Annotated in this window: 28 protein-coding genes and 10 tRNA genes; 31 read left to right on the top strand and 7 right to left on the bottom strand. The window is 40.2% G+C overall.

Annotation, left to right across the window (positions count from 1 at the left end; translation table 11 throughout):
* The first annotated feature begins 105 nt into the window (after positions 1 to 105).
* Complete coding sequence (locus CWC28_RS18885; protein WP_138625617.1) at positions 106 to 1,650, top strand: arylsulfatase; 1,545 nt, start codon at positions 106 to 108, stop codon at positions 1,648 to 1,650.
* Positions 1,651 to 1,774: 124 nt separating this feature from the next.
* On the opposite strand, the gene CWC28_RS18880 is transcribed toward CWC28_RS18885, so the two are convergent.
* Together CWC28_RS18880 and CWC28_RS18875 are read right to left on the bottom strand one after the other, a co-directional pair.
* Positions 1,775 to 3,487 (bottom strand): DUF4153 domain-containing protein, encoded by a 1,713-nt coding sequence (locus tag CWC28_RS18880; RefSeq protein WP_138625616.1) that lies wholly within the window; start codon positions 3,485 to 3,487, stop codon positions 1,775 to 1,777.
* Positions 3,488 to 3,508: 21 nt separating this feature from the next.
* A complete protein-coding gene (locus CWC28_RS18875) occupies positions 3,509 to 4,033 on the bottom strand; it encodes a hypothetical protein (protein WP_063704664.1) in 525 nt (174 codons plus the stop codon).
* A 212-nt stretch (positions 4,034 to 4,245) separates the two neighbouring features.
* On the opposite strand from CWC28_RS18875, the gene CWC28_RS18870 reads away from it, so the two are divergent.
* From CWC28_RS18870 to CWC28_RS18830, 8 genes are all read left to right on the top strand, one after another.
* Complete coding sequence (locus tag CWC28_RS18870; RefSeq protein ID WP_063704666.1) at positions 4,246 to 4,548, top strand: hypothetical protein; 303 nt, start codon at positions 4,246 to 4,248, stop codon at positions 4,546 to 4,548.
* A 242-nt stretch (positions 4,549 to 4,790) separates the two neighbouring features.
* Positions 4,791 to 5,144: a hypothetical protein gene (locus tag CWC28_RS18865; protein WP_138625615.1), complete on the top strand. Its 354-nt coding sequence runs from the start codon at positions 4,791 to 4,793 to the stop codon at positions 5,142 to 5,144.
* A 117-nt stretch (positions 5,145 to 5,261) separates the two neighbouring features.
* The gene (locus CWC28_RS18860; RefSeq protein ID WP_054552978.1) at positions 5,262 to 5,531 is read left to right on the top strand and encodes a hypothetical protein; all 270 of its coding nucleotides are present in this window, start codon (positions 5,262 to 5,264) and stop codon (positions 5,529 to 5,531) included.
* A gap of 120 nt (positions 5,532 to 5,651) precedes the next feature.
* The gene (locus tag CWC28_RS18855) at positions 5,652 to 6,128 is read left to right on the top strand and encodes a hypothetical protein (protein ID WP_063704670.1); all 477 of its coding nucleotides are present in this window, start codon (positions 5,652 to 5,654) and stop codon (positions 6,126 to 6,128) included.
* A gap of 114 nt (positions 6,129 to 6,242) precedes the next feature.
* Positions 6,243 to 6,752, top strand: coding sequence for a hypothetical protein (locus CWC28_RS18850; protein WP_063704672.1), 510 nt, complete (start codon positions 6,243 to 6,245; stop codon positions 6,750 to 6,752).
* Between the two features lie 785 nt (positions 6,753 to 7,537).
* Positions 7,538 to 7,975, top strand: coding sequence for an SUKH-3 domain-containing protein (locus tag CWC28_RS18840; RefSeq protein ID WP_138625613.1), 438 nt, complete (start codon positions 7,538 to 7,540; stop codon positions 7,973 to 7,975).
* 108 nt (positions 7,976 to 8,083) lie between these two features.
* A complete protein-coding gene (locus CWC28_RS18835) occupies positions 8,084 to 8,482 on the top strand; it encodes a hypothetical protein (RefSeq protein WP_138625612.1) in 399 nt (132 codons plus the stop codon).
* A 166-nt stretch (positions 8,483 to 8,648) separates the two neighbouring features.
* Positions 8,649 to 9,182, top strand: a complete 534-nt coding sequence (locus tag CWC28_RS18830) for a hypothetical protein (RefSeq protein ID WP_138625611.1) — start codon at positions 8,649 to 8,651, stop codon at positions 9,180 to 9,182.
* A gap of 53 nt (positions 9,183 to 9,235) precedes the next feature.
* Here the strand turns inward: CWC28_RS18830 and CWC28_RS18825 are convergent.
* Together CWC28_RS18825 and CWC28_RS18820 are read right to left on the bottom strand one after the other, a co-directional pair.
* Positions 9,236 to 9,312: transfer RNA gene (locus tag CWC28_RS18825), tRNA-Pro, on the bottom strand.
* Between the two features lie 105 nt (positions 9,313 to 9,417).
* The gene (locus tag CWC28_RS18820; RefSeq protein ID WP_138625610.1) at positions 9,418 to 10,035 is read right to left on the bottom strand and encodes an arylesterase; all 618 of its coding nucleotides are present in this window, start codon (positions 10,033 to 10,035) and stop codon (positions 9,418 to 9,420) included.
* Between CWC28_RS18820 and CWC28_RS18815 the strand changes: the two genes are divergently transcribed.
* The 21 genes from CWC28_RS18815 to CWC28_RS18715 all read left to right on the top strand — a co-directional run bounded on the left by CWC28_RS18815 (position 10,036) and on the right by CWC28_RS18715 (position 23,826).
* Complete coding sequence (locus tag CWC28_RS18815; protein WP_105180961.1) at positions 10,036 to 10,755, top strand: ABC transporter ATP-binding protein; 720 nt, start codon at positions 10,036 to 10,038, stop codon at positions 10,753 to 10,755.
* Positions 10,745 to 13,246, top strand: a complete 2,502-nt coding sequence (locus tag CWC28_RS18810) for an ABC transporter permease (protein ID WP_138625609.1) — start codon at positions 10,745 to 10,747, stop codon at positions 13,244 to 13,246. The genes CWC28_RS18815 and CWC28_RS18810 overlap by 11 nt, the downstream gene beginning before the upstream one ends.
* Before the next feature lie 138 nt (positions 13,247 to 13,384).
* Positions 13,385 to 13,909: a crossover junction endodeoxyribonuclease RuvC gene (ruvC, locus tag CWC28_RS18805; RefSeq protein WP_054561285.1), complete on the top strand. Its 525-nt coding sequence runs from the start codon at positions 13,385 to 13,387 to the stop codon at positions 13,907 to 13,909.
* 1 nt (position 13,910) lies between these two features.
* A complete protein-coding gene (ruvA, locus tag CWC28_RS18800) occupies positions 13,911 to 14,531 on the top strand; it encodes a Holliday junction branch migration protein RuvA (RefSeq protein WP_063704728.1) in 621 nt (206 codons plus the stop codon).
* A 7-nt stretch (positions 14,532 to 14,538) separates the two neighbouring features.
* On the top strand, positions 14,539 to 15,543 hold the full coding sequence (ruvB, locus tag CWC28_RS18795) for a Holliday junction branch migration DNA helicase RuvB (RefSeq protein WP_063704731.1): 1,005 nt from the start codon (positions 14,539 to 14,541) through the stop codon (positions 15,541 to 15,543).
* Between the two features lie 947 nt (positions 15,544 to 16,490).
* Positions 16,491 to 17,195: a protein TolQ gene (gene tolQ / locus CWC28_RS18790; RefSeq protein ID WP_063704733.1), complete on the top strand. Its 705-nt coding sequence runs from the start codon at positions 16,491 to 16,493 to the stop codon at positions 17,193 to 17,195.
* Positions 17,182 to 17,616 carry a protein TolR gene (gene tolR, locus CWC28_RS18785; protein ID WP_054561289.1) on the top strand — a complete coding sequence of 145 codons (435 nt, stop codon included), beginning with the start codon at positions 17,182 to 17,184 and terminating at the stop codon, positions 17,614 to 17,616. The genes tolQ and tolR overlap by 14 nt, the downstream gene beginning before the upstream one ends.
* A 1-nt stretch (position 17,617) precedes the next feature.
* Positions 17,618 to 18,556 carry a cell envelope integrity protein TolA gene (gene tolA / locus CWC28_RS18780; protein WP_063704736.1) on the top strand — a complete coding sequence of 313 codons (939 nt, stop codon included), beginning with the start codon at positions 17,618 to 17,620 and terminating at the stop codon, positions 18,554 to 18,556.
* Between the two features lie 9 nt (positions 18,557 to 18,565).
* Entirely contained in the window at positions 18,566 to 19,924 is a 1,359-nt protein-coding gene (gene tolB / locus CWC28_RS18775; protein WP_063704738.1) for a Tol-Pal system beta propeller repeat protein TolB, read from the top strand.
* Between the two features lie 34 nt (positions 19,925 to 19,958).
* Entirely contained in the window at positions 19,959 to 20,501 is a 543-nt protein-coding gene (gene pal, locus CWC28_RS18770) for a peptidoglycan-associated lipoprotein Pal (RefSeq protein WP_063704740.1), read from the top strand.
* Positions 20,502 to 20,513: 12 nt separating this feature from the next.
* A complete protein-coding gene (gene ybgF, locus CWC28_RS18765) occupies positions 20,514 to 21,275 on the top strand; it encodes a tol-pal system protein YbgF (protein WP_063704742.1) in 762 nt (253 codons plus the stop codon).
* A 168-nt stretch (positions 21,276 to 21,443) separates the two neighbouring features.
* Positions 21,444 to 21,519: transfer RNA gene (locus tag CWC28_RS18760), tRNA-Lys, on the top strand.
* A gap of 62 nt (positions 21,520 to 21,581) precedes the next feature.
* Positions 21,582 to 21,657 (top strand) — tRNA-Lys (locus CWC28_RS18755).
* A gap of 56 nt (positions 21,658 to 21,713) precedes the next feature.
* Positions 21,714 to 21,789: transfer RNA gene (locus tag CWC28_RS18750), tRNA-Lys, on the top strand.
* 49 nt (positions 21,790 to 21,838) lie between these two features.
* Positions 21,839 to 21,914, top strand: a tRNA-Lys gene (locus tag CWC28_RS18745).
* A 56-nt stretch (positions 21,915 to 21,970) separates the two neighbouring features.
* Positions 21,971 to 22,046, top strand: a tRNA-Lys gene (locus CWC28_RS18740).
* Between the two features lie 49 nt (positions 22,047 to 22,095).
* Positions 22,096 to 22,171 (top strand) — tRNA-Lys (locus CWC28_RS18735).
* Between the two features lie 50 nt (positions 22,172 to 22,221).
* A tRNA-Lys gene (locus CWC28_RS18730) sits at positions 22,222 to 22,297 on the top strand.
* Positions 22,298 to 22,350: 53 nt separating this feature from the next.
* A tRNA-Lys gene (locus CWC28_RS18725) sits at positions 22,351 to 22,426 on the top strand.
* 129 nt (positions 22,427 to 22,555) lie between these two features.
* Positions 22,556 to 23,596: a quinolinate synthase NadA gene (nadA, locus tag CWC28_RS18720; protein ID WP_063704744.1), complete on the top strand. Its 1,041-nt coding sequence runs from the start codon at positions 22,556 to 22,558 to the stop codon at positions 23,594 to 23,596.
* Positions 23,597 to 23,738: 142 nt separating this feature from the next.
* Positions 23,739 to 23,826, top strand: a tRNA-Ser gene (locus CWC28_RS18715).
* A 10-nt stretch (positions 23,827 to 23,836) separates the two neighbouring features.
* On the opposite strand, the gene CWC28_RS18710 is transcribed toward CWC28_RS18715, so the two are convergent.
* The gene (locus CWC28_RS18710; RefSeq protein ID WP_063704746.1) at positions 23,837 to 24,361 is read right to left on the bottom strand and encodes a carboxymuconolactone decarboxylase family protein; all 525 of its coding nucleotides are present in this window, start codon (positions 24,359 to 24,361) and stop codon (positions 23,837 to 23,839) included.
* Positions 24,362 to 24,590: 229 nt separating this feature from the next.
* Between CWC28_RS18710 and CWC28_RS18705 the strand changes: the two genes are divergently transcribed.
* Positions 24,591 to 25,475 (top strand): AraC family transcriptional regulator, encoded by an 885-nt coding sequence (locus CWC28_RS18705; protein WP_063704748.1) that lies wholly within the window; start codon positions 24,591 to 24,593, stop codon positions 25,473 to 25,475.
* A 28-nt stretch (positions 25,476 to 25,503) separates the two neighbouring features.
* Here the strand turns inward: CWC28_RS18705 and CWC28_RS18700 are convergent, their stop codons facing one another.
* Complete coding sequence (locus CWC28_RS18700) at positions 25,504 to 25,902, bottom strand: DUF2750 domain-containing protein (RefSeq protein WP_063704751.1); 399 nt, start codon at positions 25,900 to 25,902, stop codon at positions 25,504 to 25,506.
* Positions 25,903 to 25,987: 85 nt separating this feature from the next.
* Positions 25,988 to 26,569 (bottom strand): TetR/AcrR family transcriptional regulator, encoded by a 582-nt coding sequence (locus CWC28_RS18695; protein WP_138625608.1) that lies wholly within the window; start codon positions 26,567 to 26,569, stop codon positions 25,988 to 25,990.
* Positions 26,570 to 26,802: the final 233 nt, after the last annotated feature.

The raw sequence follows: 26,802 nt of genomic DNA, 5'->3' as shown, positions 1-26,802 counted from the left end.
GCCTAGCAATAATAATTAATTGCGGTATACAGTAATTTTAGTAGACTGAAAAACGTACAATAAATTTTATTAGTACTCACTCACAATACACGAAGGACTGCTGTTATGAAAAAACTACTCGCCGTAGCATCCGCTGCTTTGTATTTAGCAAGCTCGGTCGCTTTTGCTAAAGACAAACCTAATATTTTAATCATATTCCCCGACGATGTTGGCTGGCAAAACGTTAGTGCTTATGGACTTGGTACCATGGGTTACAAAACGCCAAACATCGATAAACTCGCTCACGAAGGCGCAATGTTTACCGATCATTATGCGCAGCCATCTTGCACAGCTGGGCGCGCAGCCCTTATTACCGGTCAATATCCAATTCGTAGTGGCATGACAACGGTAGGCCGACCTGGCGCAGAGCTTGGTTTAAAAGCGGGCTCTTATACGCTTGCTGAGGTTTTAAAAGAGCAGGGTTATGCAACAGGACAATTTGGTAAAAACCACTTAGGTGATCGCAACGAGCACCTACCTACAGTTCATGGCTTTGATGAATTTTTCGGAAATTTATATCACTTAAATACTCAAGAAGAGTTTGAGCAACGTGATTACCCAAAAGATCCTGAGTTTTTCAAAAAGTATGGCACCCGAGGCGTTTTACATACTTACGCCACAAATGTAGATGACAAAACAGTGGACCCACGTTTTGGTAAAGTAGGTAAGCAAAAAATTAAAGATACTGGCCAACTCTCTCGTGAGCGAATGAAAAATGTCGATAAAGAGTTTATGGACGCAAGCATAGACTTTATTAAACGAGCGCAAAAAGCTGATAAACCTTTCTTCGTTTGGTTTAACCCAAGCCGTATGCATATGTACACGCGTTTAAGTGATGAAAGCCGTTATTTGGCAGCAGACTACACTACAGAGCATGATTTATACGGCAGTGGCTTGATTGAGCATGATCAACAAGTGGGTGAGTTAATGGCTGCGCTCGAAGAGATGGGTGCCCTAGATAACACCATTGTGATTTATTCTACTGATAATGGCCCTGAGCACAGTGCACGATTACATGGCGGTACAACACCGTTCCGCGGTGAAAAAATGACAACTTACGAAGGCGGTGTACGCGTTCCTATGATTGTTCGCTGGCCAGGTAAAGTTCCAGCAAATACCGTATTAAATGGCATTCAGTCACACATGGATATTTATACAACCCTTGCAGCAGCAGCGGGTGAACCAAATATCGTGAAAAAAGCGCTTAAAGAACACAAGCAACCGATTGATGGCGTAAACAACTTAGATTACTGGTTAGGTAAAACGGACGAGAGTGCGCGTGATAGTTTTCTGTATTATTACGAATCGAGCATTAAAGCTGTGCGTTACAAACAGTGGAAACTTCATTTCGAAACAAGCGAAAACTATTACGCTCAGTACGAAAAACAAAAGTTCCCGATTATCTATAACTTACGCATGGACCCGTTTGAAAGCTTTGATGGCTTAACTGACCGTTCCGACATAGTGCAAGCTAAGCAATGGCTAAATGAGCCTGTGCAACACTTACTTGGTGAGCATATTCAGTCATTATCAAAATATCCACCACTACAAAAAGCGGCTAGCTTCGACTTTAGTCAGTTAATGGAACAGTTGATGTCTGGTAAGCAGTAACACTCACTAAAACGATTTATTGAGTTTTAATTTAATCAAAGCCGCATAGGGAAGCTAATATACAACTATGCGGCTTTTTTATTTTTGAACTAGTACAACTAAAAGAATTTGAAATAGGTTTTAACTAATCGTTTGGTGATTTTAATTCTAAATTTCCAATCTTTATATTCTTCCACTTGGGTTTAACCGTTTCGATTTGACCACTTTTGATTAATTCTTTGATGTAGTTATCTTTACCAGAGTTAGATGTAGTCATGTATTTTGCAACCCATTGTCCATGTTCTATCACCCACATATCTGCATTTGTTAATTCGTTACTCTCTTCAATTGCAATAAACTCAGGCTTGGTATCATCATCTAAATCTATTGCAATTAAGTAATAATCTTTCGTTTGATAAATAGACCACTCATATTGTGTTTCTCTTTCGTAAAAACTCTTTACGAGATCGGCAGGTATACTTTCCTTGCTTGGCCAGTAAGTTATCAAACTTTCAAAGTTGGTAAATGATCTGTTTTTGTTGGCAAGTTTATGATTTATATACATACGTTCAATAATTGCAATGTGCTCTTTAGGTAGAGTCTTTGATTCATTAATGAGTGTTTGCAGTTTTAAGTAGCCCTGACGACCTAGTGCATACCCAAAATAATAATAATCAAACTCTTCGAAATTGACTTTACCTTCATCTAAACGAGCGATTTGGCTATTCGCAGAGATTTGCTGAAAATTTAAAACAGGGGAGTTTACTAATAGCATAAGAGTGAGAACAATAAAGCCCATTGCAATGTTTACTGAGCCTAGAGTTTCTAACCATGCGTCTCTTTTTTTTATAATGCCTATCAAGTAACCAAAGGAGAAGCTAGTAAGAACAGACCAGACTAAAATAGCCCAACATCTATCAACAGTTAAGCCATATTGTTCGATTCTAAGCCAAAGTCCGTAAGCAGAAATTAGACTGTAAATGGGTAGTAGCGCAACACCTATAAAAATAAGGCGGTGAATAAGTAGACTATAGGGCTTATGCCCTGATCCGTACTGATATACCGCATTTACGCAGAAAAGAGTAAGCGCTTGTAACCACAAAATCAATAAACTACCAGAACCGGTTTTCCATAAAGAACTCAATCCAGTAAAAGGCAGGGTAACTAAAAACCCTAAAGAGATAACTGTAAGCGTAGGCAGCATAAAGTTAAGTAAAGTTTGTAGCATCGTAGAAACAGTTTCGACGGTATGTATTATTTTTCTAAAAATGAAGACCGCAAAGCCAAATGCAATATTAAGTACAGGAATGACAAACCAATCTTTTTCTAAAAGCTCCTTGAAAAAATTAATTTCAAGCACCGCAAATAAACTAGCACCTAAATTTAAAATTCCCCAAAGTGCTCCAATGAATAGGCAGCTAAAAGAGAAAACAATGAAGTTTTGCCAAGAGAGCTCAACTAACGAGCTGTAACTAAATTTCTTATTATCGATGTATTGTTGTACATACATAAGTACTTTAAAACAGGCAATTAAAGCTGTAAAAATAAACACTGAAATAATATTGCTATTGTTTATAAATGCTTTTGGTTCTTGTTGAAAGCCTACATAAGCACCTAAAAGGGATAAAGTAATTGAGAATGGCAGTAAAAATTTTATTGTATCTTTTAAATTTGTCTTGGTAATACATAGAGAAACTAAAAGAGGAAAGCTTATAAAAAAAGTTACTAATGAAAATAACCAAACAGGGCTTGTTCCGGGCCAAAATTCATTTTCAGCACTACGATAAAGCAACGTAAGAACTATACTTTGAATAAGTGAGAACGAAATTATAAGGCGTTTGGGTAAGTGAGTATCCATAGTTTTCTTTATTATAAGTTTTTAAAAATGTGCATTTTCGAGTACATCAGAGACAAATTTTGCTGCCTCGCTATATGTTCTACCACCCAAGTTTCCGTGGCTACCTTCGGGTGACCAGCTACCAACAACACCAATGACAGGATCATCGTCGCCAAAGCTCATTGTCTTCTCGTAAGTATAAAACTTAAACCCATCGTTAGATTTTAATATTAAAACAAAAAAACAGTTTGCCATGGCAATTGGTTTTGGGAATTTAATTAACACAGCGTCTTCTAACACTTCACTACTAATGCCGTTTGCATATTCAATCGAGATAATATCTGTTGCTACTGTTTTTAAATGACTCAAGTCACCTTTTAACAGGTCATCATAAAATTTCCCCTCTGTTGTAAAAGTCCATTCGGGGAGAATTTTATGTTGAAAGAAATAAATCTTTTGAGACTTAGGTACTTCTGTGGTTTGCAGCGGTTTTGTTGATAAGTCTTGCTCGGGAGTAGAATTACAACCACACAGAAAAACAATAAAAAATAGTAAATATACTTTCAAAATAACTCCTTTTAATAAGCTGTACGTCAAAGGCTTAAGTTTATTGTTTGTTACTGGAAAATTAATTTTTATTAAGCTGTTCCCATATTTCCACTACAAACATCTAAAGTAAACAGGTAATTGAAGTAACTGAAAATATTTAACTAAATTCAGATTATTAGGCAATGAAACTCAATAATACAGTGCATGTATTGCAACAGTAGAGCAGCACATTGGCTATTTTCAACAAGGACTTGCTCAAGAATATAGATAATGTCGTTGATATATTTCTATTCGCCTGCGAGCCACTGCGCCACCAAGGTGAGTATGACTTTGCAAATAGCGACTTACCAAAACGCATTAAGGAACTTGGCCTTAAAATGAGCACCGCTTCAGAGCATTGGCACGCACCACCGGTAGATGCCTTGTTCGTTCACAGAAAACTAGCAGGCCTGTTTTTAATCGCCGTAAAGCTAGGCGCAAAAGTGAATGTGAACAGTATTTTTAAGGAGTTTGAAGTACAGATGGATAAATAATTGAAAGGAGTTTGAAGTACAGATGGATAAATAATTGAAAGGAGTTTGGGGTAACTTATTTTTGCCCCAGGATGAACGACGAGCGCATTTTCTGAATATCTTTAAGTACTAATAGAAAAATTAGAGTTGGCGATGCTTTAAGTTATTTGTTACTAATAGACTTATTTATACATGCGCGTAACATCGGCAGAAAGATACGGGACGAGCGCACTATAAAATTGTTATGTGCTAGGAGGTTTCCGTTGCGTGTCGCTTTGCTTTTGATGTTGATTATTCTTTTCGGATGCTCAGAGCAACAAAATATTGATATTCAAGCAATCAAAGAGGCGAAAGACGCGTGGAATGTAAAAATTGGCGCCCAACTTCAAGCATCTACTGACTATTCTGATTTAGAAGTTTGGCTAAATGCTCATGCTATGAAAAATGATATGCAAAAAAACTTTGGTGGTGATTCAAATTCAGCCGAATTAGAGAGATTAAAAAGCAAGATAGTCCCTAATTGCTATACCAGTTTGTTTTTGCGCTTTGCAGTGAATGATTCATCCCAAGTGGCAAGTCATAAAATTAGTGCTACTCAAGTATGTAGGTATAAATAAAGCACATAAAAACGCATCAATGAATGGACGTCTAAAGCTTGGCTAGCGCTCATTCCTCGCTAATTTTAGCAAGCTTAATCCGCTCATTATGCGGGCTTTGGCTCTAATAGGTCGGTGATGGATATACCAATTGAAGATGAATTAAAATCTATTTGTATTGAGATAGTTAACCAAGACTACTCAACTCATCAATGGCTTGAAATAGAGTCGAGCGATATGTTTCAGTCTCCATCGTTTGTTGGTGGCTTTGACGCTGATGAAGTGGAGTTTTGCTTTAGTTATTTCGATGAGAATCGCACTGAATTTTGGTTTCAGTTTACTTTAGACCAAGCAAAGTCAATTTCAAAAGGTGAAAGCGTTAAGTTGTCAGGTTTAAAACCTGAATAAAAACACATAACAAGTGCCCAAACCAAAGGACGCAAAACAGCAGGCTTGTGCTTCTTCGTCGCCAATTTTAGCCTGCTATTTTGTGCCGTTTACGGCAAGCGTTATATTGCAAGGGGAGCTATGCGTAATCTAATCATTATTTTAGTCGCTTCGGCACTAATATCTTGCGTTGGAATTCCTGCTGAAATTTTAAAATCCAAATCAGCTGAGTATAAATTTCCTATTCTGCCTAGTACCGAAAGTACAATCGTATATCTAATATCTCCGGTTGCATACCAAGAACCGAGTGCGTACCAACAAGTAAAAGTTAACGGCATTAATAGTAAGCTATATTTTGGAGCCTACAGTTCAATTACATTAGCCGAAGATGCAACTATACAATATCGCTTCAATCACCATTCAAACTTGGTTGATGCTGGTCAATGGAATCAACTTAAAGTAGCAGCTAATAAAAATGAGCTATTTTATGTATTAAAGAATGGTTTATTTACTCAAGTATCTAAAGAGCAAGCTGTCGCTCAAATTGTAACCATTGAATATCGGTATTGTGAATATAAACCAAAGCCTTGTGAGCCAATGGTTTACAATGCAATATAACAATCGCACTAAGGGTGGACGCCAAAAGCTTGGCTGACGCTAATTTTAGCCTGCTATTTTGCGGCGGTTAGGCAAGCGTTGCTGTTACCCGAATATTTTAGGAAAGGATTTATTATGAGAGTTGGCTTTTTATTAATACCGTTAATTGTAAGTGGTTGTGCAGGCTTACCTAAGTATAAAGCTCCTCTAGCAAACCAGCCTACAGCGACACTAAAAATAAATCATGATTTCAATGCGCCTTTTCTTGGTTACTCTACATTTGTAAATGTTCACTCTGAAGAGGAATCATGTGGAAAATCGTTTGGTGCGGAAAGTGCAGCTCAATTAGTTATTTTGGATGACAGTAATCCTTTAATTTCGCCATTAAATCCAGATGGCGTAAATCTTGTTGCTGATAAAAAATACACCTTCATGATTATGTCTGTTGCAGGCATGAGCAATTGTACAACTTACGCTTCATTCAAGCCAAAAGCAGAGCAGAATTATGAAATAAACGTGTCGGGTAAGTTAGGTGCTTATGACTCATACTGTAAAGCTGAATTAGTCCGTATTGATGGAAAATCAAAAGAAGCTTCACCTATGCAATTCGATTATTATGGTAATTGCAGAGAATCGAATAACTAACACATAACAAGGCACTCAAGCAACGACGCAGCAGAGCTTATTGTTATGTTTTAATGGAGGAGTGGTGGACTTAGGAAACTGGGATAGCGCAATTATCAAAAGCCTGTCATGGGTAGCCTTAGGAATAATCGTAATAACTTCGGTTATGGCTTCACTACCTACAACCGCTAGTGATATTGCTGACTTATTTGTATCAAGTTTACTTTTTCTAGGTGTCTATTTACTTGTATCGTTGGTCGGGTGGCTATGTGTCGGCTTTCCTGTTCATTGGGTAATTTGTAAATATGCAAATGCTTCCTTCAAGATCTATATGGTAGTTAGTATTCTAGTAAGCTTAACGTTGTATTTTGTTCAAAGTCAGGATTCTGTATTATTTGCGCTGACTGCATTGTCCCAAGCAATGATATTTAGGTTCTATGTGTATAAGAAAACCTAACAAGCTGTTTAAGCATGGGACTGCTAAAGCTTGGTTCGATTTCGCTACCTTTGCATTTTAGCCAAACATTAATCAGCCCCTAACTGGGTGTTACCAAGGCCTTTCTTTTATAGAGCCGTCCTTCGTCTGTTCACAATTGCTTTTCTATTTCGTCAAAGAATATAGCTTTTATAGTCAGGAAAACGATCCTATAGCTCGTTCTTGTCCTAAGAAAAAGCTAAAGCTCCTGCATTTTAGTAGTATTGGCAATTACTTAAGAAGTTTGTTACAAATGAGTCATTCAGAAAAGCGAGCGATACTGTGGTAGAAAAACACTCGATTTGCTCGCTATAAACATGTTAGGTTTTTAATGGACACCGAGCAATATATTCAGAAATTGTTTGACGACTCTGGTTGGTATGAAGGAAGAAATGTAAAAGTACAAACTAATGTTTTGGATTTATTTAAGCCAGCATACAAAAACGCAATAAGAGTTCTAAAAGAATACGGAGGTCTAACCGTAGGTGAAGTCGCTCCAGGTCGAGACTTTTCAGCGAGTGAAATTTGTTTTTACTCTAAAACTTTTGATTTAGGCAAAGAGTTTGATAAATATTGGACTAACATAAATAGCCTCTTCTCTGTTGCCGCAGCTCATCGAGATCACATGCAAATAGTTGTTGATGAATTTAATAACTTTTATATCTTTACAGATCCAGATGAGCAATTATATTTCGGTGGCTCGTTTCAAGATACAGTTAACAAAGTCTTACTTGGTATAAATTACGGAAATGCGCTAAGCAAAACCTAATTAAGTAATTATGAAAAGGACGCAAAACGCTTGGCTTGCGCTCCTTCGTCGATAATTTTAGCCAAGCTTTATCCGCCCTCTATGTGGCGTTAGGGTTACAATCAGACAATGAAGTGGACTGAACCTTGGGTTAAATCAATCCAAAATCAAGAAAGATATAGCCTCATTTCAAAAGGGGTGTTAATCAGCTGCCTCATTTGGACGTTGTTTTTCGTTTTTTTGGCAGTTGTAAGTCTGTTGACTAAAGATGACTTTATCAATCATCTGGTTAAAACAATTTGGATTGCGCCTGCAGGAGGTTTCATTTTAGCTTGGGGCATGTATACGATCAGGTGGCTGTCACCAGTTAAAATTGATTCCGGCCCCAAAGGTATTATTAGAATCAAAGCAGATAATATAACTTCGATACCTTGGGAGCTGATATCTTCGTATACGTTTATTGTTGACGGCATAGTTTTAAGTTTACGGATGATAGTGAAATTACATTTTTATTACCGAAAGATATAGATCGAGATTTAATAGCAAAAGAACTTGAAGCACACTCAATCAAAAAAGGTGCTTTATAACCTTAACAAGGTAATTAAATCGAACAGAAAACATCAGGCCGTGTACGCTCTAAATTGTAGCCTGCTATTTTGTTCCGTTTATCACTGCGTTAGGCATCAAGGAAAGTATGGGCGATAATATGAAGGTCGGAGACTGGGTCAGAAGCTATGGTTCAGGGATATGGAGAGTTCATCGAATTCTAGAACTCAATGATTTTGATATTCAAAGTCAAACTAACAAACCTAGAACTGTTGTTTTCTCTTCACGCTTTGTAAACGACGCTTATAAGCGATCCTTTGCAACAGAATGCTGTGATTCAGCATTTGTTTATCATTTGCAACAAGCAGAGCGAGATGAACTCGATTCATTTATCGATCAGAATATTGATTTATATACTAAATTCAATGCTTATAAACCAAAACCCATTAACGCTATCTACAACGCAAAAATAAAAATTCCAGTTTCAAAAAGTAAATCAGAGTTGGAAGATCTCTTAATTAGTTACCAATCATTATTTTTAGAGCAACTCTTTTGTCAGTTGAATTCTTCAGGTTTAGCATCAAGTGATAAAAAAGGTTGGACGGCACAATTTGTAGCTAAAGATCATGAGGCTGTTGATGGTAAATTAGTGTATAGCTTTTCAACGTTATTAACGTTTTAGATTTTATAGAAACTAAGAATAGTATGTAAGTTTTTGATAGGGATAAGGAAAAATGGTCGGCATAGCAGGATTTGAACCTGCGACCCCTGACACCCCATGACAGTGCGCTACCAAGCTGCGCTATATGCCGACGTTGCAAGCCATAGTACGGCTTTTTTTATAAAAATCAATATCCCCGCAGTTCGATTGCTTGTTTATTGTTCAGGTAATCCACATTAAATCAATGGGCTAGAGGTTAATCTAGCCAATCGTTGATCGTTTTGTACATAAAGTTGCGTATTAATGGTTGAGCATCGGCATTAGGGTGCAGGTTATCGTTTTGCATAAGTTCTGGGCGACCAGCAATGCTAAGCATGAAAAAGGGCATGAGTTCAGAATCTGTTTCGTCGGCAATGGTTTTAAAGCTATCGGTGAAAAGTTTGGTATAACGCGGGCCATAGTTTGGGGGAATTTGTACTTCCATTACGGCGGTTTTTGCCCCAATTTTTTGGCTTTTTGCAATTAAATCACGTAAGTTAGCTTGCAGGCGTTTAATAGGGAAACCTCGTAAACCATCGTTTCCGCCAAGCTCAATGAGTACATGAGTGGGTTCAAATTCGCTTAGTAACGCGTCGAGTCGTCTTAGGGCACCGCCTGTGGTTTCACCGCTAATACTGGCGTTTACTAGGTATACAGATTGGTCTTTTTCATCGTACTTATCTTGTAACAATTTAACCCAGCCTTGCTCTTGTTTAAGTCCGTAAGCGGCGCTTAAACTGTCACCTAGAATTAAAATTGTGTTGTCAGCTGCTGCCGTAAGTGGTTTGATTACTAACAGTAAAACGAATATAAAACGTAGGATTGGATGCATCATATGTCAGCGCTTTCTCAATTAAACATCATTCAAGTTAAAGGACTTTCTAAAACGGTCACCACGGTTGAGGGCGACCTGACCATCCTCAGTGACATCAGCTTTAATGTCAAGTCGGGCGACTCAGTTGCTGTGGTGGGCACCTCTGGTTCGGGTAAGTCTACTTTATTAAGTTTATTAGCAGGCCTTGACCAATCAACCGGCGGTAGTATCCATTTAGACGGAGCCGCATTACATGAATTAGATGAAGAAGCACGCGCAGCACTTCGCGCTGAAAAAGTAGGATTTGTATTTCAGTCTTTTATGCTTGTACAAAGCTTAACAGCTCTTGAAAATGTAATGCTTCCGGCAGAACTTGCAGGAAGCAAAGACGCTAAGCAGCAAGCACTTGAGTTACTTGATAAGGTAGGCTTAAGCCATCGTGTTGGCCATTACCCGTCGCAATTATCTGGTGGTGAGCAGCAACGTGTAGCAATTGCGCGTGCATTTATTGGCACACCGAAAATCTTATTTGCCGATGAACCATCAGCGAACCTTGATAGCAAAAACGGTAAGTTAATTGAGTCTTTATTATTTGAACTAAATAAAGAGCACGGCACGACACTCATTTTAGTAACCCATGATGAGCAGCTTGCACAAAAGTGTCAGCAAATTTTACATATTGAAGCAGGGCAGTTAGTTACTGTAAAAGAAAGCGAAGGAGTGCAAGCGAATGTGGGCTAAATTAGCACTAAAACTGTTTTCACGTGAGTTTAAGCGTGGCGAATTAACAGTGATCAGTGCTGCAATAGCCTTAGCTGTTCTCACTGTTTTAACTCTGTCCATGGTTACCGACCGTATTGGCCAAAGTATTGAAGAAAAAAGCAGTGCTTTTATTGCTGCTGATCGCGTTTTAGCAAGTAACCATGTTTTACCTGCCGAGTTTTTAGAAAAAGCCAACCAAGATAACTTACGCACCGCAAAAATAACCTACTTCGACACCATGTTATTTGCAGGTGACGAAATGCAGCTTGGTTCGGTTAAAGCGGTATCAAACACCTATCCGTTAAAAGGTGAGTTAAAAGTAAAAACTAGCATGACTGGCCAAGCAGAAGTAACAACCGAGATCCCAAGCCGTGGTGAAGTATGGTTAAGTGAATCGGTGTTTTATGCGCTGAATATTAACGTGGGCGATAAAGTAGAGCTTGGCGCAGCTACGTTTACGGCTAGTCATGTTGTAGCTGAAGAGCCAGATGCGCCGTTTAATGTGTTTTCAAGCAGCCAGCGGATCTTAATCAATGAAGCAGACATTGCTGTTACAGAGGTAATTCAGCCGGGGAGTCGGGTATTTTACCGTCAACTTTATGCTGGCGACAAAGACAATTTAGATGCCTTTTATGCGTGGTTAAAACCACAAATGAAAGAAAACCAAAATTGGTATGGTGTTAAAGACCGCCAGTCACCAATTTCTAATAGTTTAAATCGCGCTGAGAGTTACTTATTGCTAGCAGGTTTGCTTGGCATTATTTTAGCTGCTGTTGCTATCGCGGTATCGGCAAAACGGTATTGTGAACGTCAGTACGACCCAGTTGCGATGATGAAAACGCTTGGCGGAAGTCGCGCTATGATCCGTAAAATCTATTTACTGCACTTAAGCCTTGTATGTTCAATGTCGGTGATTGTGGGTTTACTGATTGGTTATGGTTTACAAGCGATTGCCACTGATTATTTAGCACAAACCATGGGTTCAGCACTGCCTAGTGCATCGGCAAAACCTTGGATCATTGCAATTAGCACAGGCGTGATTTGTGCGGTAATGTTTTCGATTAAACCGCTACTCGATTTATTTGATATTCCGCCGCTGCGTGTACTTCGCCGTAACTTAGGTGACCGTTTATTGGTAAGTAAAGTGCACTTGGCTATGTCGGCACTTACTGTGTTTTTATTGATGTGGTTATTTAGTAATAACATCAAAATAAGTGCAATTTTGTTCCTTTCGACGGCATTTTTAATTGCTGTGTTATTTGGTCTATCAAAGGTTATTTTTGGTGGTGGCCGCAAACTTGGCTTGAGTCCGGGCAATAGTTGGTCATTGGCGATTGCGTCAATTCAAAAGCGTGCCAATGTGAATGCGGTACAATTAATTAGCTTTGCTTTGGCTATCAAGCTATTACTGTTTTTAATTGTACTTAAGAACGACATGATTTCGGACTGGCAGTCTCAGCTTCCTGAAAATGCACCTAATTCATTTTTAGTGAACATTACTGAGCAAGAGTTAGAGCCTATTACGAGCTTCTTAGCACAAAACGATATGCCCACGTCTGATTTCTATCCGGTTGTGCGTGGTCGCGTAAATGCCGTTAATGGTGAGTTGGTTGCCCGCGAAGTATCGCAAGAAGACAACGAAAAGAAAGACGAAGAAGCCCGCTCTGGTATTGGCCGTGAGTTAAACCTAACTTGGCGTAAAGACTTACCTAATCAAAACGAGCTTATCGACGGTGCATGGTTTAGTGAAAACTCTGTTGCCGAGGCATCGGTCGAAGAGTCGATGCTTGAACGCCTTGATGTTAAAATTGGCGATACGCTTACCTTCTTAATTGGTGCACAATCATTCGATGCAAAAATTACCAGTGTGCGCAAGGTTAATTGGACAACGCTTAAACCTAACTTCTTTATTATTTTAAGCCCTGATGTGCTAGCGAGTTTTCCTGCTACTTATATTTCATCAGTGAATGTAAAAGCAGAGAAAAAACGAGAGTTTAATGAGCTAATGCGTCAATACCCCACGGTTAACGTGATAGATGTTGAGAGTTTCATTAAACAAATTCGCTCAACCATAGAGCAAGTATCGTTAGCGATTGGCTTTGTACTCGCGATTGTGGTTGCCTGTGGCGCTTTAGTGCTTATTTCGCAAGTGCAAGCAAGTTTAGGCGAGCGAATGCAAGAGATTGTTATTTTGCGAACCTTAGGTGCCAAAGGGCGCTTAATTAAAAATGCCACCTTATATGAGTTTTTATTATTAGGCGTTACCGCAGGCTTAGTGGCTGCCATTGTCAGTGATATTGCCCTGTTGATAGTGCAAAAACAGATGTTCGATTTAGCAGGTAAGTTCCACCCTCATATTTGGGTGATTGGCCCAGCAGTCGGTGGCTTATTCGTGGCATGTTTGGGCTATTTGATGATAGCCCGCACAATGCGAAAAAATACCCAAGGCTTATTACGCTCGCTCGCGTAAATGTCTTACTTAAAGGTTGACTATAAAATGCTCGCAATTGCGGGCATTTTTTATGAATTGCAATTGGTTACTGGTAATTTATACAGTGCTCTGGCATTATTAACCGCAGATAATAATGATAATAGACGGGTCAGTTAGTTGGCGATTATTTTAGGGATTGATCCTGGTTCACGATTAACAGGGTACGGCGTGATTGCTCACCAAGGTGCTAAGTTCACTTATTTAGGCAGTGGCTGCATTAAACTGGCCGATCATGATTTTCCTGTACGCTTAAAAATGATTTACCAAGGGATCAGTCAATTGGTAGAGCAATTCTCCCCAGACAGTTTTGCTATCGAAAAAGTGTTTATGGCGCATAACCCCGACTCGGCACTTAAACTAGGCCAAGCACGTGGTGCAGCGATTGTTGGTGCTTCAATGGCAGAGCTGCCAGTTTATGAATATTCAGCTAGGCAAATTAAGCAGGCCGTTGTAGGTAATGGCGGAGCCGATAAGTCCCAAGTACAGCATATGGTTAAAAACATTTTAAAGCTGCCTGGTACCCCTCAAGCCGATGCCGCAGATGCTTTAGCAATCGCTATTTGTCATGCACACTCAGAACAAAATTTAATAAAACTTGCGGGCAGTGCGAGCAAAACCGTAAGAGGACGATTAAGGAAGTAATATGATTGGTCGATTAAATGGCTTACTTGTTGAAAAGCAGCCACCAGAAATTCTTATCGAAGTAAGTGGTGTAGGCTACGAAGTACAAATGCCCATGACTTGCTTTTATGATTTACCAGCAGTGGGTGAGCAAGCGATTATTTATACCCATTTTGTGGTACGTGAAGATGCCCAGCTATTATTTGGCTTTAACAACAAAACCGAGCGCACTTTATTTAGAGAGCTTTTAAAAGCCAATGGTGTAGGGCCAAAACTTGGTCTTGCTATTTTATCGGGTATGTCGGCGCAGCAATTTGTAAGTTGTGTTAATAATGAAGATGCGACCACACTGGTTAAACTGCCGGGTGTTGGTAAAAAAACGGCTGAGCGTTTAGTACTCGAAATGAAAGACAGGCTTAAAAATTGGGGTAATGACTTATTTACGCCATTTAGCGATAATGCCGTAATTGAGCCATCAAGTAATGATACCCTTGTGGCAAACAATGCTGCCGATGATGCTGTATCGGCACTTGTGGCATTAGGCTATAAGCTACCGCAAGCACAAAAAGCGGTTAAAACAGTGAACAAACCAGATATGACGACCGAGGTTCTAATTAAAGAAGCTCTAAAATCAATGTTGTGAGTAAACCATGATTGAAGCAGATCGCTTAATAGATGCGAGTGAACAAAGTAACGAAGACAGTGTTGATCGTGCCATACGACCAAAACTGTTAACCGATTACACAGGCCAGCCGCATGTTAAGCAGCAAATGGAAATTTTTATTGAGGCAGCTCGCCATCGTGGCGAAGCGCTGGATCACTTATTAATATTTGGTCCACCGGGTCTTGGTAAAACTACACTTGCAAACATTGTAGCCAACGAGCTTAACGTTAATATTAAAACGACGTCGGGGCCAGTACTGGAAAAAGCAGGCGATTTAGCCGCGCTTTTAACGAATCTTGAAGAAGGTGACGTACTGTTTATTGATGAAATACATCGTTTGAGCCCGCAAGTCGAAGAGATTTTGTATCCTGCGATGGAAGATTATCAGCTGGATATAATGATAGGTGAAGGCCCTGCAGCACGCTCAATAAAGCTCGATTTACCACCATTTACTCTAATAGGCGCGACAACGCGTGCAGGATCACTCACTTCACCTCTTAGAGACCGCTTTGGTATTGTTCAACGATTAGAGTTTTATTCTGTTGAAGACTTATCAAAAATTGTTGCCCGTTCAGCACGCTTTTTAGAATTAACGATGTGCGATGAAGGGGCAACCGAAATCGCTAAGCGCTCACGTGGTACGCCGCGAATAGCGAACCGTTTATTACGCCGCGTTCGTGATTACACCCAAGTGAAATCAGACGGTAAAGTGAATGCTACAGTTGCAGAGCAAGCCCTCGATATGATTGATGTCGATAAAAGCGGTTTTGACTACATGGATAGAAAATACCTGCTTGCTATCATCGAAAAATTTATGGGCGGCCCCGTTGGCCTTGATAACCTCGCGGCTGCGATTGGCGAAGAAAAAGAAACCATTGAAGATGTAATAGAGCCGTTTTTAATACAACAAGGCTTTATACAACGCACCCCACGTGGACGACTTGTTTCAGACATCGCTTATTTACACTTTGGGCTAACGCCAGAGAAATAACTAAAAACCCCGCGGTTAGTTAGAAGCTTTAAGCTATAAGTATCAAGCAGCTCGAAAGGGCTGTTTTTTATCGAGATAAATTGCTTGTATCCAACGGGTATGTAGATTTTTACCGCTTACCGCTTACCGCTTACCGCTTACCGCTTACCGCTTACCACTGGATTGTTGTCTCATTTTAACATCTGTAATTCACATGCTGTTAAGTTATCGGTAGGTATTCTCGTTGACGTTTGAATAGGCAAAAAAAAGCCCGCATAAGAATGCGGGCAAACAACAAGTTGAAGGAAGTAATCCAGGGAACTACGGTCTACTTAAATAAGGTTTTATCCAGATTTAAGCAAACCTGAGCAATACGAAACTTCATATTGCTAAAAACGGAGCTTAATGAAAGAAACTTTCATGAGGTTGCTAGCTCGGTATAGGTAAATAATACGCAATGGTGGATTTTTCTTCAAACTAGAAAAATTTTATTTTCAGATAAAAAAAACTAATGTGAGCAAAAAATCAAATTGTTTTCTTTTTGTTCACTTTTTGTCTGTTTATGTTTTAAATCACTGAATAAAAGGCTTTTTATAAATTTTGTGATCTTTATTCAGGATTAGTTTAAGTATTATGTAGTAGATTTGCAAAAGTGCTTTTGGGTGTTTATGCGTTATTTATGAATAAACGCCGTGTTTTTGAGTGTTTTGGTTGCTTTTTAGTGTCACTGTAATGACTTATTATTAAGGTGAAAATATGCATAAAAGTGTTGATAAAAGCTAATATGGCTAAAAAATAACTAAGCAAATTGCTTTTTACCGTTATTTGCCGCTAATTCACAGCAAGAGCGTTGTCAGTTCATAACTGACTAGATACACTAGATGTAACTTTTGGCCACCTTTGTGGTCAATAAATGCAAGTGTAAAAAATATAACAAATTACATAGAAATCTATTTTAGGAGTTTAACGTGGGATCAGGGCTTAACTTTTTAGATCTTATTCTAGAAGCCAGTGTACTTGTCCAGCTAGTAATGTTGGCATTAGTCGGTATGTCGGTAATGTCATGGGCAATTATTTTTCAACGTAAAAAAGCGATTTCTGATGCACTTAATGGCGCAAAGCGTTTTGAGCAAAAATTTTGGTCAGGTATTGACCTAAGTAAATTATATAACGAAGTATCAGCTCGTCCTGGTGGTGCATCAGGTGTTGAAGCATTATTCGTTGCTGGTTTTAAAGAGTTTGCACGTCATAAGAAAAATACATTTCAAAGTGCAAGCATTGTTATGGAAGGCACACACCGTTCAATGCGTGTTGCGTTATCACGTGAAGTTGAAAAGCTTGAGTCTAGTTTATCGTTTTTAGCAACAGTGGGTTCAATTAGCCCTTATATCGGTCTGTTTGGTACGGTTTGGGGTATCATGAACGCATTTATCGCATTAGGTGAAGTTAAACAAGCTACTTTACAAATGGTTGCACCGGGTATTGCCGAAGCATTGATTGCAACAGCAATGGGTTTATTTGCTGCAATCCCTGCGGTAATTGCTTACAACCGTTTTGCTAACAAAGTAGAAAAGCTTGAAGGTAATTACATTAACTTCATGGAAGAGTTCGCCAATATTTTACACCGCCAAGCAGCTGCGCAAATAGAGGCTAAAGCGAATGTATCAGCGTAAGAAACGTCGCCCTGTAGGGGAGATAAACGTAGTACCTTACATTGATGTAATGTTGGTACTGCTAATCATATTTATGGCAACGGCACCGCTTATTACTCATGGCGTAAAAGTAGATTTGCCGAAAATGGAAGAATCGGATTTAGTTGATACTAAAGATACACCACCGATCATTGCATCAATTGATGCTGAGGGTAAGTACTATGTAAGTATTGGTACTGATCCTGAAGCGCCAATGGAAGCCTTGGATGTTGCGGCGGTGATTAAACTTCAATTGCAAAAGAATCCCGATACACCTGTGATGATCAAAGGTTCAGGCCGTGTTTCTTATCAAGAAGTGCTGCTGCTTATGGACTTTTTGAAAAATGCCGGTGTGCCTTCAGTGGGTCTTATGACCGAATCATTTGAGGGGACGAAAGGCTAGTATGGGTGCATCAGTAGTAAAGTCAGTTCTTTTGCATCTTGCTATAGCTGGTTTATTAGTAGCAACAGCGAGTTTTCACATGCCAGCACCTAAGGTGATGGAAGTGACGCTGAATCCTGCTTTGCCGGAACCTGAAAAAGCGGTTGCTGCGGTAACTGTTGATCAGCAAAAGGTTGAGCAGAAAATTGCCGAGCTTAAAAAGCAAGAAGAAGCAAAAAAACAAGCCGAAGCAAAACGTATTCGTGACCTTGAGCGCCGTGCAAACGATGCACGTAAGCAACGTGAAGCTGAAGACCGTCGTCTTAAAAAGCTAGAACAGCAGCGCCGCGCAAAAGAGAAAGAAAAAGCAGAAGCAGAAGCACAAGCGAAAAAAGCACGTGAAATTCAAGAGAAAGAACGTGCTAAAGCGCAGCAAGCAGAAAAGCAAAAGCAAGAAGCCGAAGCCGCTGCTAAAGAGGCCGCTGAAAAACGTAAAGCTGAAGAAGAAGCGTTAAAGAAAGCGGAAGAAGAACGCAAGCGTAAAGCGGCGGAAGCAGAAGCTGAACGTAAACGCAAAGAAGAAGAAGCCGAACGTAAACGTCAGCAAGCATTGCAAGAGCAAATGCTGCAAGAACAATTAGCTGCTGAGCAGGCTGCACGTAATAAAGTGCGCCAGCAACAAGTAGTGGGCGAAGTTGAAAAATATAAAGCGTTAATTATGGCGCGCATTCAGCAAAACTTCTTAAAAGATGAGAAGATGAAAGGCAAAGAATGTCGTCTTAATATTCGTCTTGGTTTCAATGGCTTAGTGACTCAAGTAAAATCACTGGGCGGCGATACCTTGGTATGTGAAGCGGCAATGCGCGCAGTGCGTATGGCAGATACATTACCAGTATCACCAGACCGTGAAGTATTTGAGCAACTTAAAAACATTAATTTAACTATAGCGCCTCAATTTTAAAGGAATGATATGTTTAACCAGATAAAAACAGCATGTTTTATTGTATTACTGGGCTTTCATGGCATTGCCAGTGCTGCACTAGAAATTGTGATCACCGATGGTATTGATGGTGCACGCCCAATAGCGGTTGTGCCATTTCAATATCAAGGTGTGGGAACGATCCCTGAAAAACTAAGTTCAGTAATTGCAGCTGACTTAATGCGCAGTGGTAAGTTTAAGCCAATTGATGTGAACACGATGCCGCAACTTCCTGCTGCTGACACTGACGTTGATTACGGTGCGTGGGTAAATAAAGGTGTTGAAGCAATCCTTGTTGGTAAAGTTGAACAACAATCGGGTGGTCGTTACTTAGTAAAGTATGAGCTCATCGATGTGATCCGTGGCCAAATTACCGGTGGCCAAACTCAAATGATGAGCAATGGCCAACTTGTTAAAAGCCAAGACCATATCTTAGATGCTCGTGAAAGTGTTATTGCAGAAAATGGCTTTCGCCGTTACGCGCACCGCATTAGCGATGTGGTTTATGAAGCATTAACAGGTGAAAAAGGTGCGTTTTTAACAAAGATTGCTTATGTGATTGTACGTGAAGAAGAGCCAAAGCCTTATCAACTAGTTGTTGCTGACTATGATGGTTTTAATGAGCAAGTGTTACTTCGTTCTAAAGAACCGTTAATGTCACCAGCCTGGTCACCTGATGGTACTAAGCTTGCTTATGTAACATTTGAAAATCGTCAAAGCCAAATTTACATCCAAGACTTATACACGGGTAAACGTGAGCTAATCACAAGCCATCCGGGTATTAATGGTGCACCACAGTTTTCACCAGACGGTAAAAAGTTACTTTTAGTGCTTTCTAAAGACCGCAATGGTGCAACAGAAGTGTATGTTTTAGACCTTGCAACTCGCAAAGAAAGACGTCTTACAAACCACCGTAGTATAGATACTGAACCATCGTGGTTCCCTAATGGTGAAGATATTGTGTTTACGTCTGAAAGGGGTGGTAATGCTCAGATTTATAAGTTAAATTTGCAAACTGGCAGGTCAAAACGCATGACGTTTGACGGAGATATGAACCTTGCAGGTTCGATTTCTCCAGACGGGAAAGAATTAGTGATGGTGAATCGTACCAACGGTCAATACCATCTTGCTAAGAAAGAGCTAGCTACAGGCGCGTTCCAAGTGTTAACACGAACTCGCCTAGATGAATCACCGAGTATCGCTCCAAACGGCTCGATGATTATCTACAGCACGCTTCATAATAATAAACAGGTGTTGGCGTTAGTTTCTATGGACGGTCGCTTTAAAGCACGCTTACCTGTGCTAAACGGACAAGTAAAGGCACCAGCTTGGTCGCCTTATTTACAGTAATTTTACTGGTTTACTCAATATAGGAATCAATTAAATGCAACTTAATAAAACTTTAAAAGGCCTGCTTATTGCTGTGCCAGTGATGACATTAGCGGCGTGTAGCTCTTCTTCAGGTGTTGATGAAGGTTCTGCAAACCAATCTAACCAAGGTATGGTTGAGCAATCAAACAACACTGATACTGTTGAAGTTGCAACACTTACTCCAGAGCAACAAGCTGAAGAAGCACTTCGTGAAAAATACGAAGCGTTACGTCAAGAGCAAATCATTTACTTTGGTTTTGATAACGCAAAAATCCAAAGCCAATATGCTGAGCTTTTACAAGCACACGCTGAGTTCTTAGTACAAAACCCTTCAGTTAAAGTACTAATCGAAGGTCACGCAGATGAGCGCGGTACACCTGAGTACAACATCGCACTAGGTGAGCACCGTGGTCAAGCAGTAGAAAAATACCTACAAAGTTTAGGTGTTTCTGCTAGCCAAATGTCAGTTGTGAGCTATGGTGAAGAGAAGCCAATGGTTAAGTCTCGCACTGAAGAAGCGTTCGCGAAGAACCGTCGCGCAGTATTAGTTTACTAATAAAGAGTCATTATGAAGCCGAAAATTATTTTGGCAGCAATGATCTTAAGCGGGAGCACCCAGTTATGGGCTGCTCCCGCTCCTGTTTCAGAAGCTGCAAGCTCGCAATCGAGCATTGAGAAGCGTTTAGTCGCTTTAGAAAACATGATGAAGTCACGTAATTTATTGCAAGCTGAGCTTCAGCAGCAGCTTAATATTTTACAAGACGAAGTAAGCCAAGTACGTGGTATTACTGAAGAGCAAAGCTATAAGCTTGAAAAAGTACTTCAGCGTCAGCGTGAGCTTTATCAAGAGATTGAGAACCGTGTCAGCCAAGCGTATAGCCAGCCTGCTGCAACACAAACTCAACCTACGAACACTTATACGGATGTGGGTCCATCACAGGCAATTAGTTCAGATTTATCTGAAAACGAAGCCTATGAGCGTGCAGTGGCGTTAATCATGAAAGATAAACGTTATGAGCAAGCAATTCCTGAGTTTCAAACATTCTTAACGACTTACCCTAATTCAGTGTATGCATCGAATGCACATTATTGGTTAGGCCAGCTATTAACAATTCAAAACGATCCAGCAGGTGCGACTGAGCACTTTAAAGTAGTTGTGAATGAATACCCAAATTCTAACAAGCGCCCTGATGCGATGTTAAAATTAGGAAACTTATTAGCGGATCAAGGTTTAGGCGAACAAGCCCTTAAAACCTTTAATGATTTAATAAATCAGTACCCAAGTACAACCGCTGCAAAATTAGCCACAGAACGTTTGTCTCAAATGTAGATTTGACCTGATTAGACTGCTTTTTGACTTAAGCGGTCTAAAATTAGGCATCTAGACATAAAAACTTAAAAAAAGAGATATTTTCTGTTGCACTCAGCATTTAAATAAGTATTATAAGCGCCCGCAGCAGGCGATTGGTAACAACAGCCGAATTGCGGAAAAAAGAGCGGGTCATTAGCTCAGTTGGTAGAGCAGTGGACTTTTAATCCATTGGTCGATGGTTCAAGTCCATCATGACCCACCATTCTATTAGAATGGTAATCTTTAATCGGCGGATTTACGTATAGCTTTTATAAGCATCAGAGCGGGTCATTAGCTCAGTTGGTAGAGCAGTGGACTTTTAATCCATTGGTCGATGGTTCAAGTCCATCATGACCCACCATTCTTTGAATGGTTCTATATCGGCGGATTTACGTAGCTTTTAATAAGCAGCAGAGCGGGTCATTAGCTCAGTTGGTAGAGCAGTGGACTTTTAATCCATTGGTCGATGGTTCAAGTCCATCATGACCCACCATTCTTCGAATGGTCTTATATCGGCGGATTAACGCAATTAATACCAGAGCGGGTCATTAGCTCAGTTGGTAGAGCAGTGGACTTTTAATCCATTGGTCGATGGTTCAAGTCCATCATGACCCACCATTTTATGGTATTATTCAAATCGACGGATTTACGTAGCTTTTAATAAGCAGCAGAGCGGGTCATTAGCTCAGTTGGTAGAGCAGTGGACTTTTAATCCATTGGTCGATGGTTCAAGTCCATCATGACCCACCATTCTTTGAATGGTCTTATATCGGCGGATTAACGCATTTAATACCAGAGCGGGTCATTAGCTCAGTTGGTAGAGCAGTGGACTTTTAATCCATTGGTCGATGGTTCAAGTCCATCATGACCCACCATTTTAATGGTATTGTATATCGGCGGATTGACGCATCTTAATATCCAGAGCGGGTCATTAGCTCAGTTGGTAGAGCAGTGGACTTTTAATCCATTGGTCGATGGTTCAAGTCCATCATGACCCACCATTTCTAAAATGGTATCTCACATCGGCGGATTTACGCATCTAAATATTCAGAGCGGGTCATTAGCTCAGTTGGTAGAGCAGTGGACTTTTAATCCATTGGTCGATGGTTCAAGTCCATCATGACCCACCATTTCTTATTTATCATTTCTTTCTAAGTTATCTTTTATTTATCTTAACAGCGCACAGCAATACTGTTCTTTAGCGTCATATTCTCGTATAATTCGCGCCATGAATGCACTGTGGACTAAGTGGTCGAGAAATGAGTCTAGCTGAACAAATTATGCCTGAAGATTATATCTTCCCTCCAAAGCCAGCTCCGTTATCAAAAGACGAGCAAGCTGAGTACAAGGCACGTATCAAACAATTATTAAAAGATAAGAACGCCGTTCTTGTTGCCCATTATTACACTGATCCTGAAATTCAAGCACTTGCTGAAGAAACAGGTGGTTGTGTTGCCGACTCGCTAGAAATGGCGCGTTTTGGCGCTAAGCACGACGCAGATGTAATTGTGGTAGCCGGTGTTCGCTTTATGGGCGAAACAGCAAAAATCCTTACGCCAAATAAAACCGTTGTTATGCCAACGCTTGCTGCAACCTGTTCATTAGACGTAGGTTGCCCAATTGAAGAATTCTCAGCGTTTTGTGATCAGCATCCTGATCGCAAGGTAGTGGTGTATGCAAATACATCAACCGCTGTTAAAGCGCGTGCAGATTGGATTGTGACTTCTTCATGTGCGCTTGAGATCGTTGAGCACCTTGATGAGCAAGGCGAAAAAATCATTTGGGGTCCAGATAAACACTTAGGTTCTTACATTCAAAAGAACACAGGTGCAGACATGATCATGTGGAATGGCGCCTGTATCGTTCATGACGAGTTTAAAACCAAAGCACTTAAGGATATGAAAGCCTTACACCCAGATGCGGCTGTATTGGTTCACCCAGAGTCTCCTGCGGAGATTGTAGCCTTAGCTGATGCAGTTGGTTCAACAAGCCAACTAATCAAAGCAGCGCAAACCATGGACAACAAAAAGTTCATCGTTGCGACTGACCGTGGCATTTTCTACAAAATGCAGCAGTTATGCCCAGAGAAAGAATTCTTTGAAGCACCAACAGCAGGTGAAGGCGCAACCTGTAAAAGCTGTGCACATTGCCCGTGGATGGCAATGAATGGCTTAAAAGCGATTGAAGAAGCACTGACAGACCCTGAAGGTAAAGAAGTGTTTGTTGATATGGACTTACGCGAAGGCGCATTAAAGTCGCTTAACCGTATGTTAGAGTTCTCAGCATCGCTTCAGCGTTAATGTTTATACAAAAGGCAAGGTGTTCACCTTGCCTTTTTTGTTTGATTACTAATCACTTAACTGCACTATTTTAAAAAGCCCTTGCGTCGGTAGGGTTGTTTTCATACTATAGCGCCTCGCTAAAATCTTAGTTAGCGCCTTAGGTGACGTGTCCGAGTGGCTGAAGGAGCACGCCTGGAAAGTGTGTATACGGCAACGTATCGAGAGTTCGAATCTCTCCGTCACCGCCATTTCTTAATTTTACCCCACCATAGCAAAGTGCTTTTCAAGATTACATTTAGCACGCATGGCTATGTGACTGCTGACTTTCCTTGCAAGTTCTATCACTAGTAATTCAAGTTGGTCACGGCTATAACCAAGTAATACACAGCGTTTAAGTTGTTCGCTAACTAAGCTGCTGGCATCGTCTAATGCAAATAAAGCGCCTAAAGAGGCAAGCTCAAATACAGTGTTGTTCTGCTGCTCTATGCCAAACGGCAGCTGACCAAATGTGAGTGCAGTTTTTAGCTGCTGCTCTGTGCGCTTGATAAGCAATGTATTTGAACCTTGAATATCATCAAGTGAGTTTAAAATCTCTAGCGCCAGCAATGCTTTTGGCACCCCAGAATACACACTAATATGCGGTAAAATATCACACAACTCTTGCATTGAAACGCCATCATTCAATGCGTGCTGACATGCTCGTTTTAACAAAGGCTTGTCATGAACGGTGACCAAAGCAGCGATCGCGACAAACACAAATAAATCCGTGTTGTTATGGCTCATAATTTCTCTTTTGATTTTAGGTATTGAATGTATTGAGGTTTTGTAGCAGTGGCTGATTGCATAGAGCATGCAATCGAAAAAATGAAAATACATTATGGTCGATAATGGCCGTTTCTGCTTGCCATAAATGATTTAATTTTTGCCTAAAACAACGAACTGTTACCTTTAATGGTCCTAACCTTAAATTACGGTGATACACTTAATTGAGTATTTATGTGAGGTAATCTAAATGCGTCAGGCATTAATAGAAGCAGTGAAAGCAATAGCGATTGCAGATGGTAGTTTTGAAACAGCTATACCTGAGTTATTGGTATTCAGACGAAGCGAAGTCTCATTGCCGATGGCCTGCGTGTATGAATTAGGACTGGGCATTAGCTTGCAAGGTGCAAAGCGAGTTGTGCTGGGTGAGCATAGTTATGATTACACTGACGGCCAATCTCTGGTTACCTCAGTCGATGTGCCTGTTGCGTCGCATATTACTCGTGCCAGTAAAGAGCAGCCATTTTATGGACTTTACTTGCGTTTAGATACTCATGAAATCAGCCACATTGTTGCTGAAATGGAGTTTGCAGGGCAAGACAAGTTTCCTAAGCACCAAGCTATGTCGGTGGTTGATACTGATAACGGCTTACTTGATGCTTTACTGAGGCTTATTCAACTCGACAATGAGCCACACTTAAAAGCTAATCTTGCGCCACTTATTAAAAAAGAAATCATATTGCGCTTGTTAAATAGTCCGCATAGCCCTTATTTAAGGCAGATTGTAATGTCTGGCTCAGCCCATCAAAAAATCGCCAAGACCTTATGTTGGTTAAAAGAAAACTACACTAGTCAATTTTCAATTGATGATTTGGCCCGTGATGCACACATGAGCCCCTCGACATTCAGGCTGCATTTTCGTGATGTAGTAAAAATGAGCCCGTTGCAATATGTAAAAAATCTGCGCTTGCAGGCGGCAAGACAATTAATGCTGAATGAGCGAATTGATGTAGGCTCTGCAGCCTTAAAAGTGGGTTATGAAAGCCCATCGCAGTTTAGTCGTGAATACACTCGCTTTTTTGGTAAGTCACCGATAAAAGATATTTCAGCACTGCGGTTACAACAAATCGCATAAAAAATGGGAGCACATGGCTCCCTTATATTTAAAATCGTTTCTTTGGCATTCTCAGCTGTGAGTCAAACTCGTCGGGGAATAAAATGGTGCCGTCGTCTTGATCTGTTGGGAACACCGCAATGAGTAAATCATCTTGCTCAAGGCCAGGTGTCCAGCGGCTTAACCAATCTTTTACAGGAATGGCTTTTGGTGTGCAGTCTTGCCATTCGCCGGTTGCCCAGCTTTGTGCAAATTCGCGGCTAGGCCACACAGGTACACAGTCGTCGTCTTCGTTAGAGAGCATGACACAGCCATGTTCGTCATTGAGGATCCACACTTGTTTAAACTCTTGAACCGTTTCAAACATATAAGCGAGTCGTTTCTTTGCCCCTAAGGCAAGAACAGTATCAAATTCAGTTTCAACACGTTTAGCAGTTGCATTATTCATGATAGGCTCACTCTTTTAGTTATACACAGCTACACCTTAATCATAAGGTGATAAATAAATATGACAAGTAAAGTTAATAGCTAAATTAATTTACTAATGCAGCGAATAGATCGTCAGCAAGTTGTTGCAGAGATTTTGGATCTTGATTTGTGAGTGCATAGGTACGAATACCGTATATGCCCATCACTAAAAAGCGCGCCAACTGTTGAGCTGACTTGCTACTTTTAAATTCGTGGTTATCAAGGGCTTTTTGAAGCTGCTCAGCGAGGGCATGCTCGTAGGCATTAAGGTTACCACGTAGCACAGTACAAATTTGTGGGTCATTGCCTTCAACCTCAGAAATACTCTTTGTAAGTAAGCACACCTTGGCAACTTCACCTTCAATACATTCATCAACAATCACTGTTAAGTAATGTTTGAGGGTCGATAAAATTGATTGTTGGTCATTAAAAAGGTCAGTAAATTGTTGGTTTCTGTCTTTTTGATATTGCTCGGTAGCGGCTAAGAATAAGCCTTTTTTGTTGCCATAAGCCGCGTAAATAGAGCCCGGATGAAGGTGAGTCACTTCTTTTAATTTTTGCATACTGGTCTTCGCATAGCCATATTGCATAAAAGCATGCATTGCTTGGCGTAGTACAAATTCAGTATCAAATTCAGCAGTTCTCATTAAGGCTCCTCACGGTATATAATACCAATCCGCAATAATACTTAGTCATTTTGAGGGATTAAACCTGTCGCTACCCGCGTTAAAAATTTCTGATTTACGACTGCATGGATGCAGAAGGTAGAGCAATGCAGGAGCAATTGCCGAGCACAACTAAATAACGAAATTTTTGCCTTGTTATCAACGAGGTTTTCTTGCCTCAAAATAGACCACTTAATTAAGCGAATTGGTATAAC

The sequence above is a fragment of the Pseudoalteromonas sp. S4492 genome, from assembly GCF_005886115.1.
In the GTDB taxonomy this organism is placed as follows: domain Bacteria; phylum Pseudomonadota; class Gammaproteobacteria; order Enterobacterales; family Alteromonadaceae; genus Pseudoalteromonas; species Pseudoalteromonas gelatinilytica.
The sequence above is the reverse complement of the archived record's forward strand: the minus strand, read 5'-3'. Positions and strand labels throughout refer to the sequence as shown.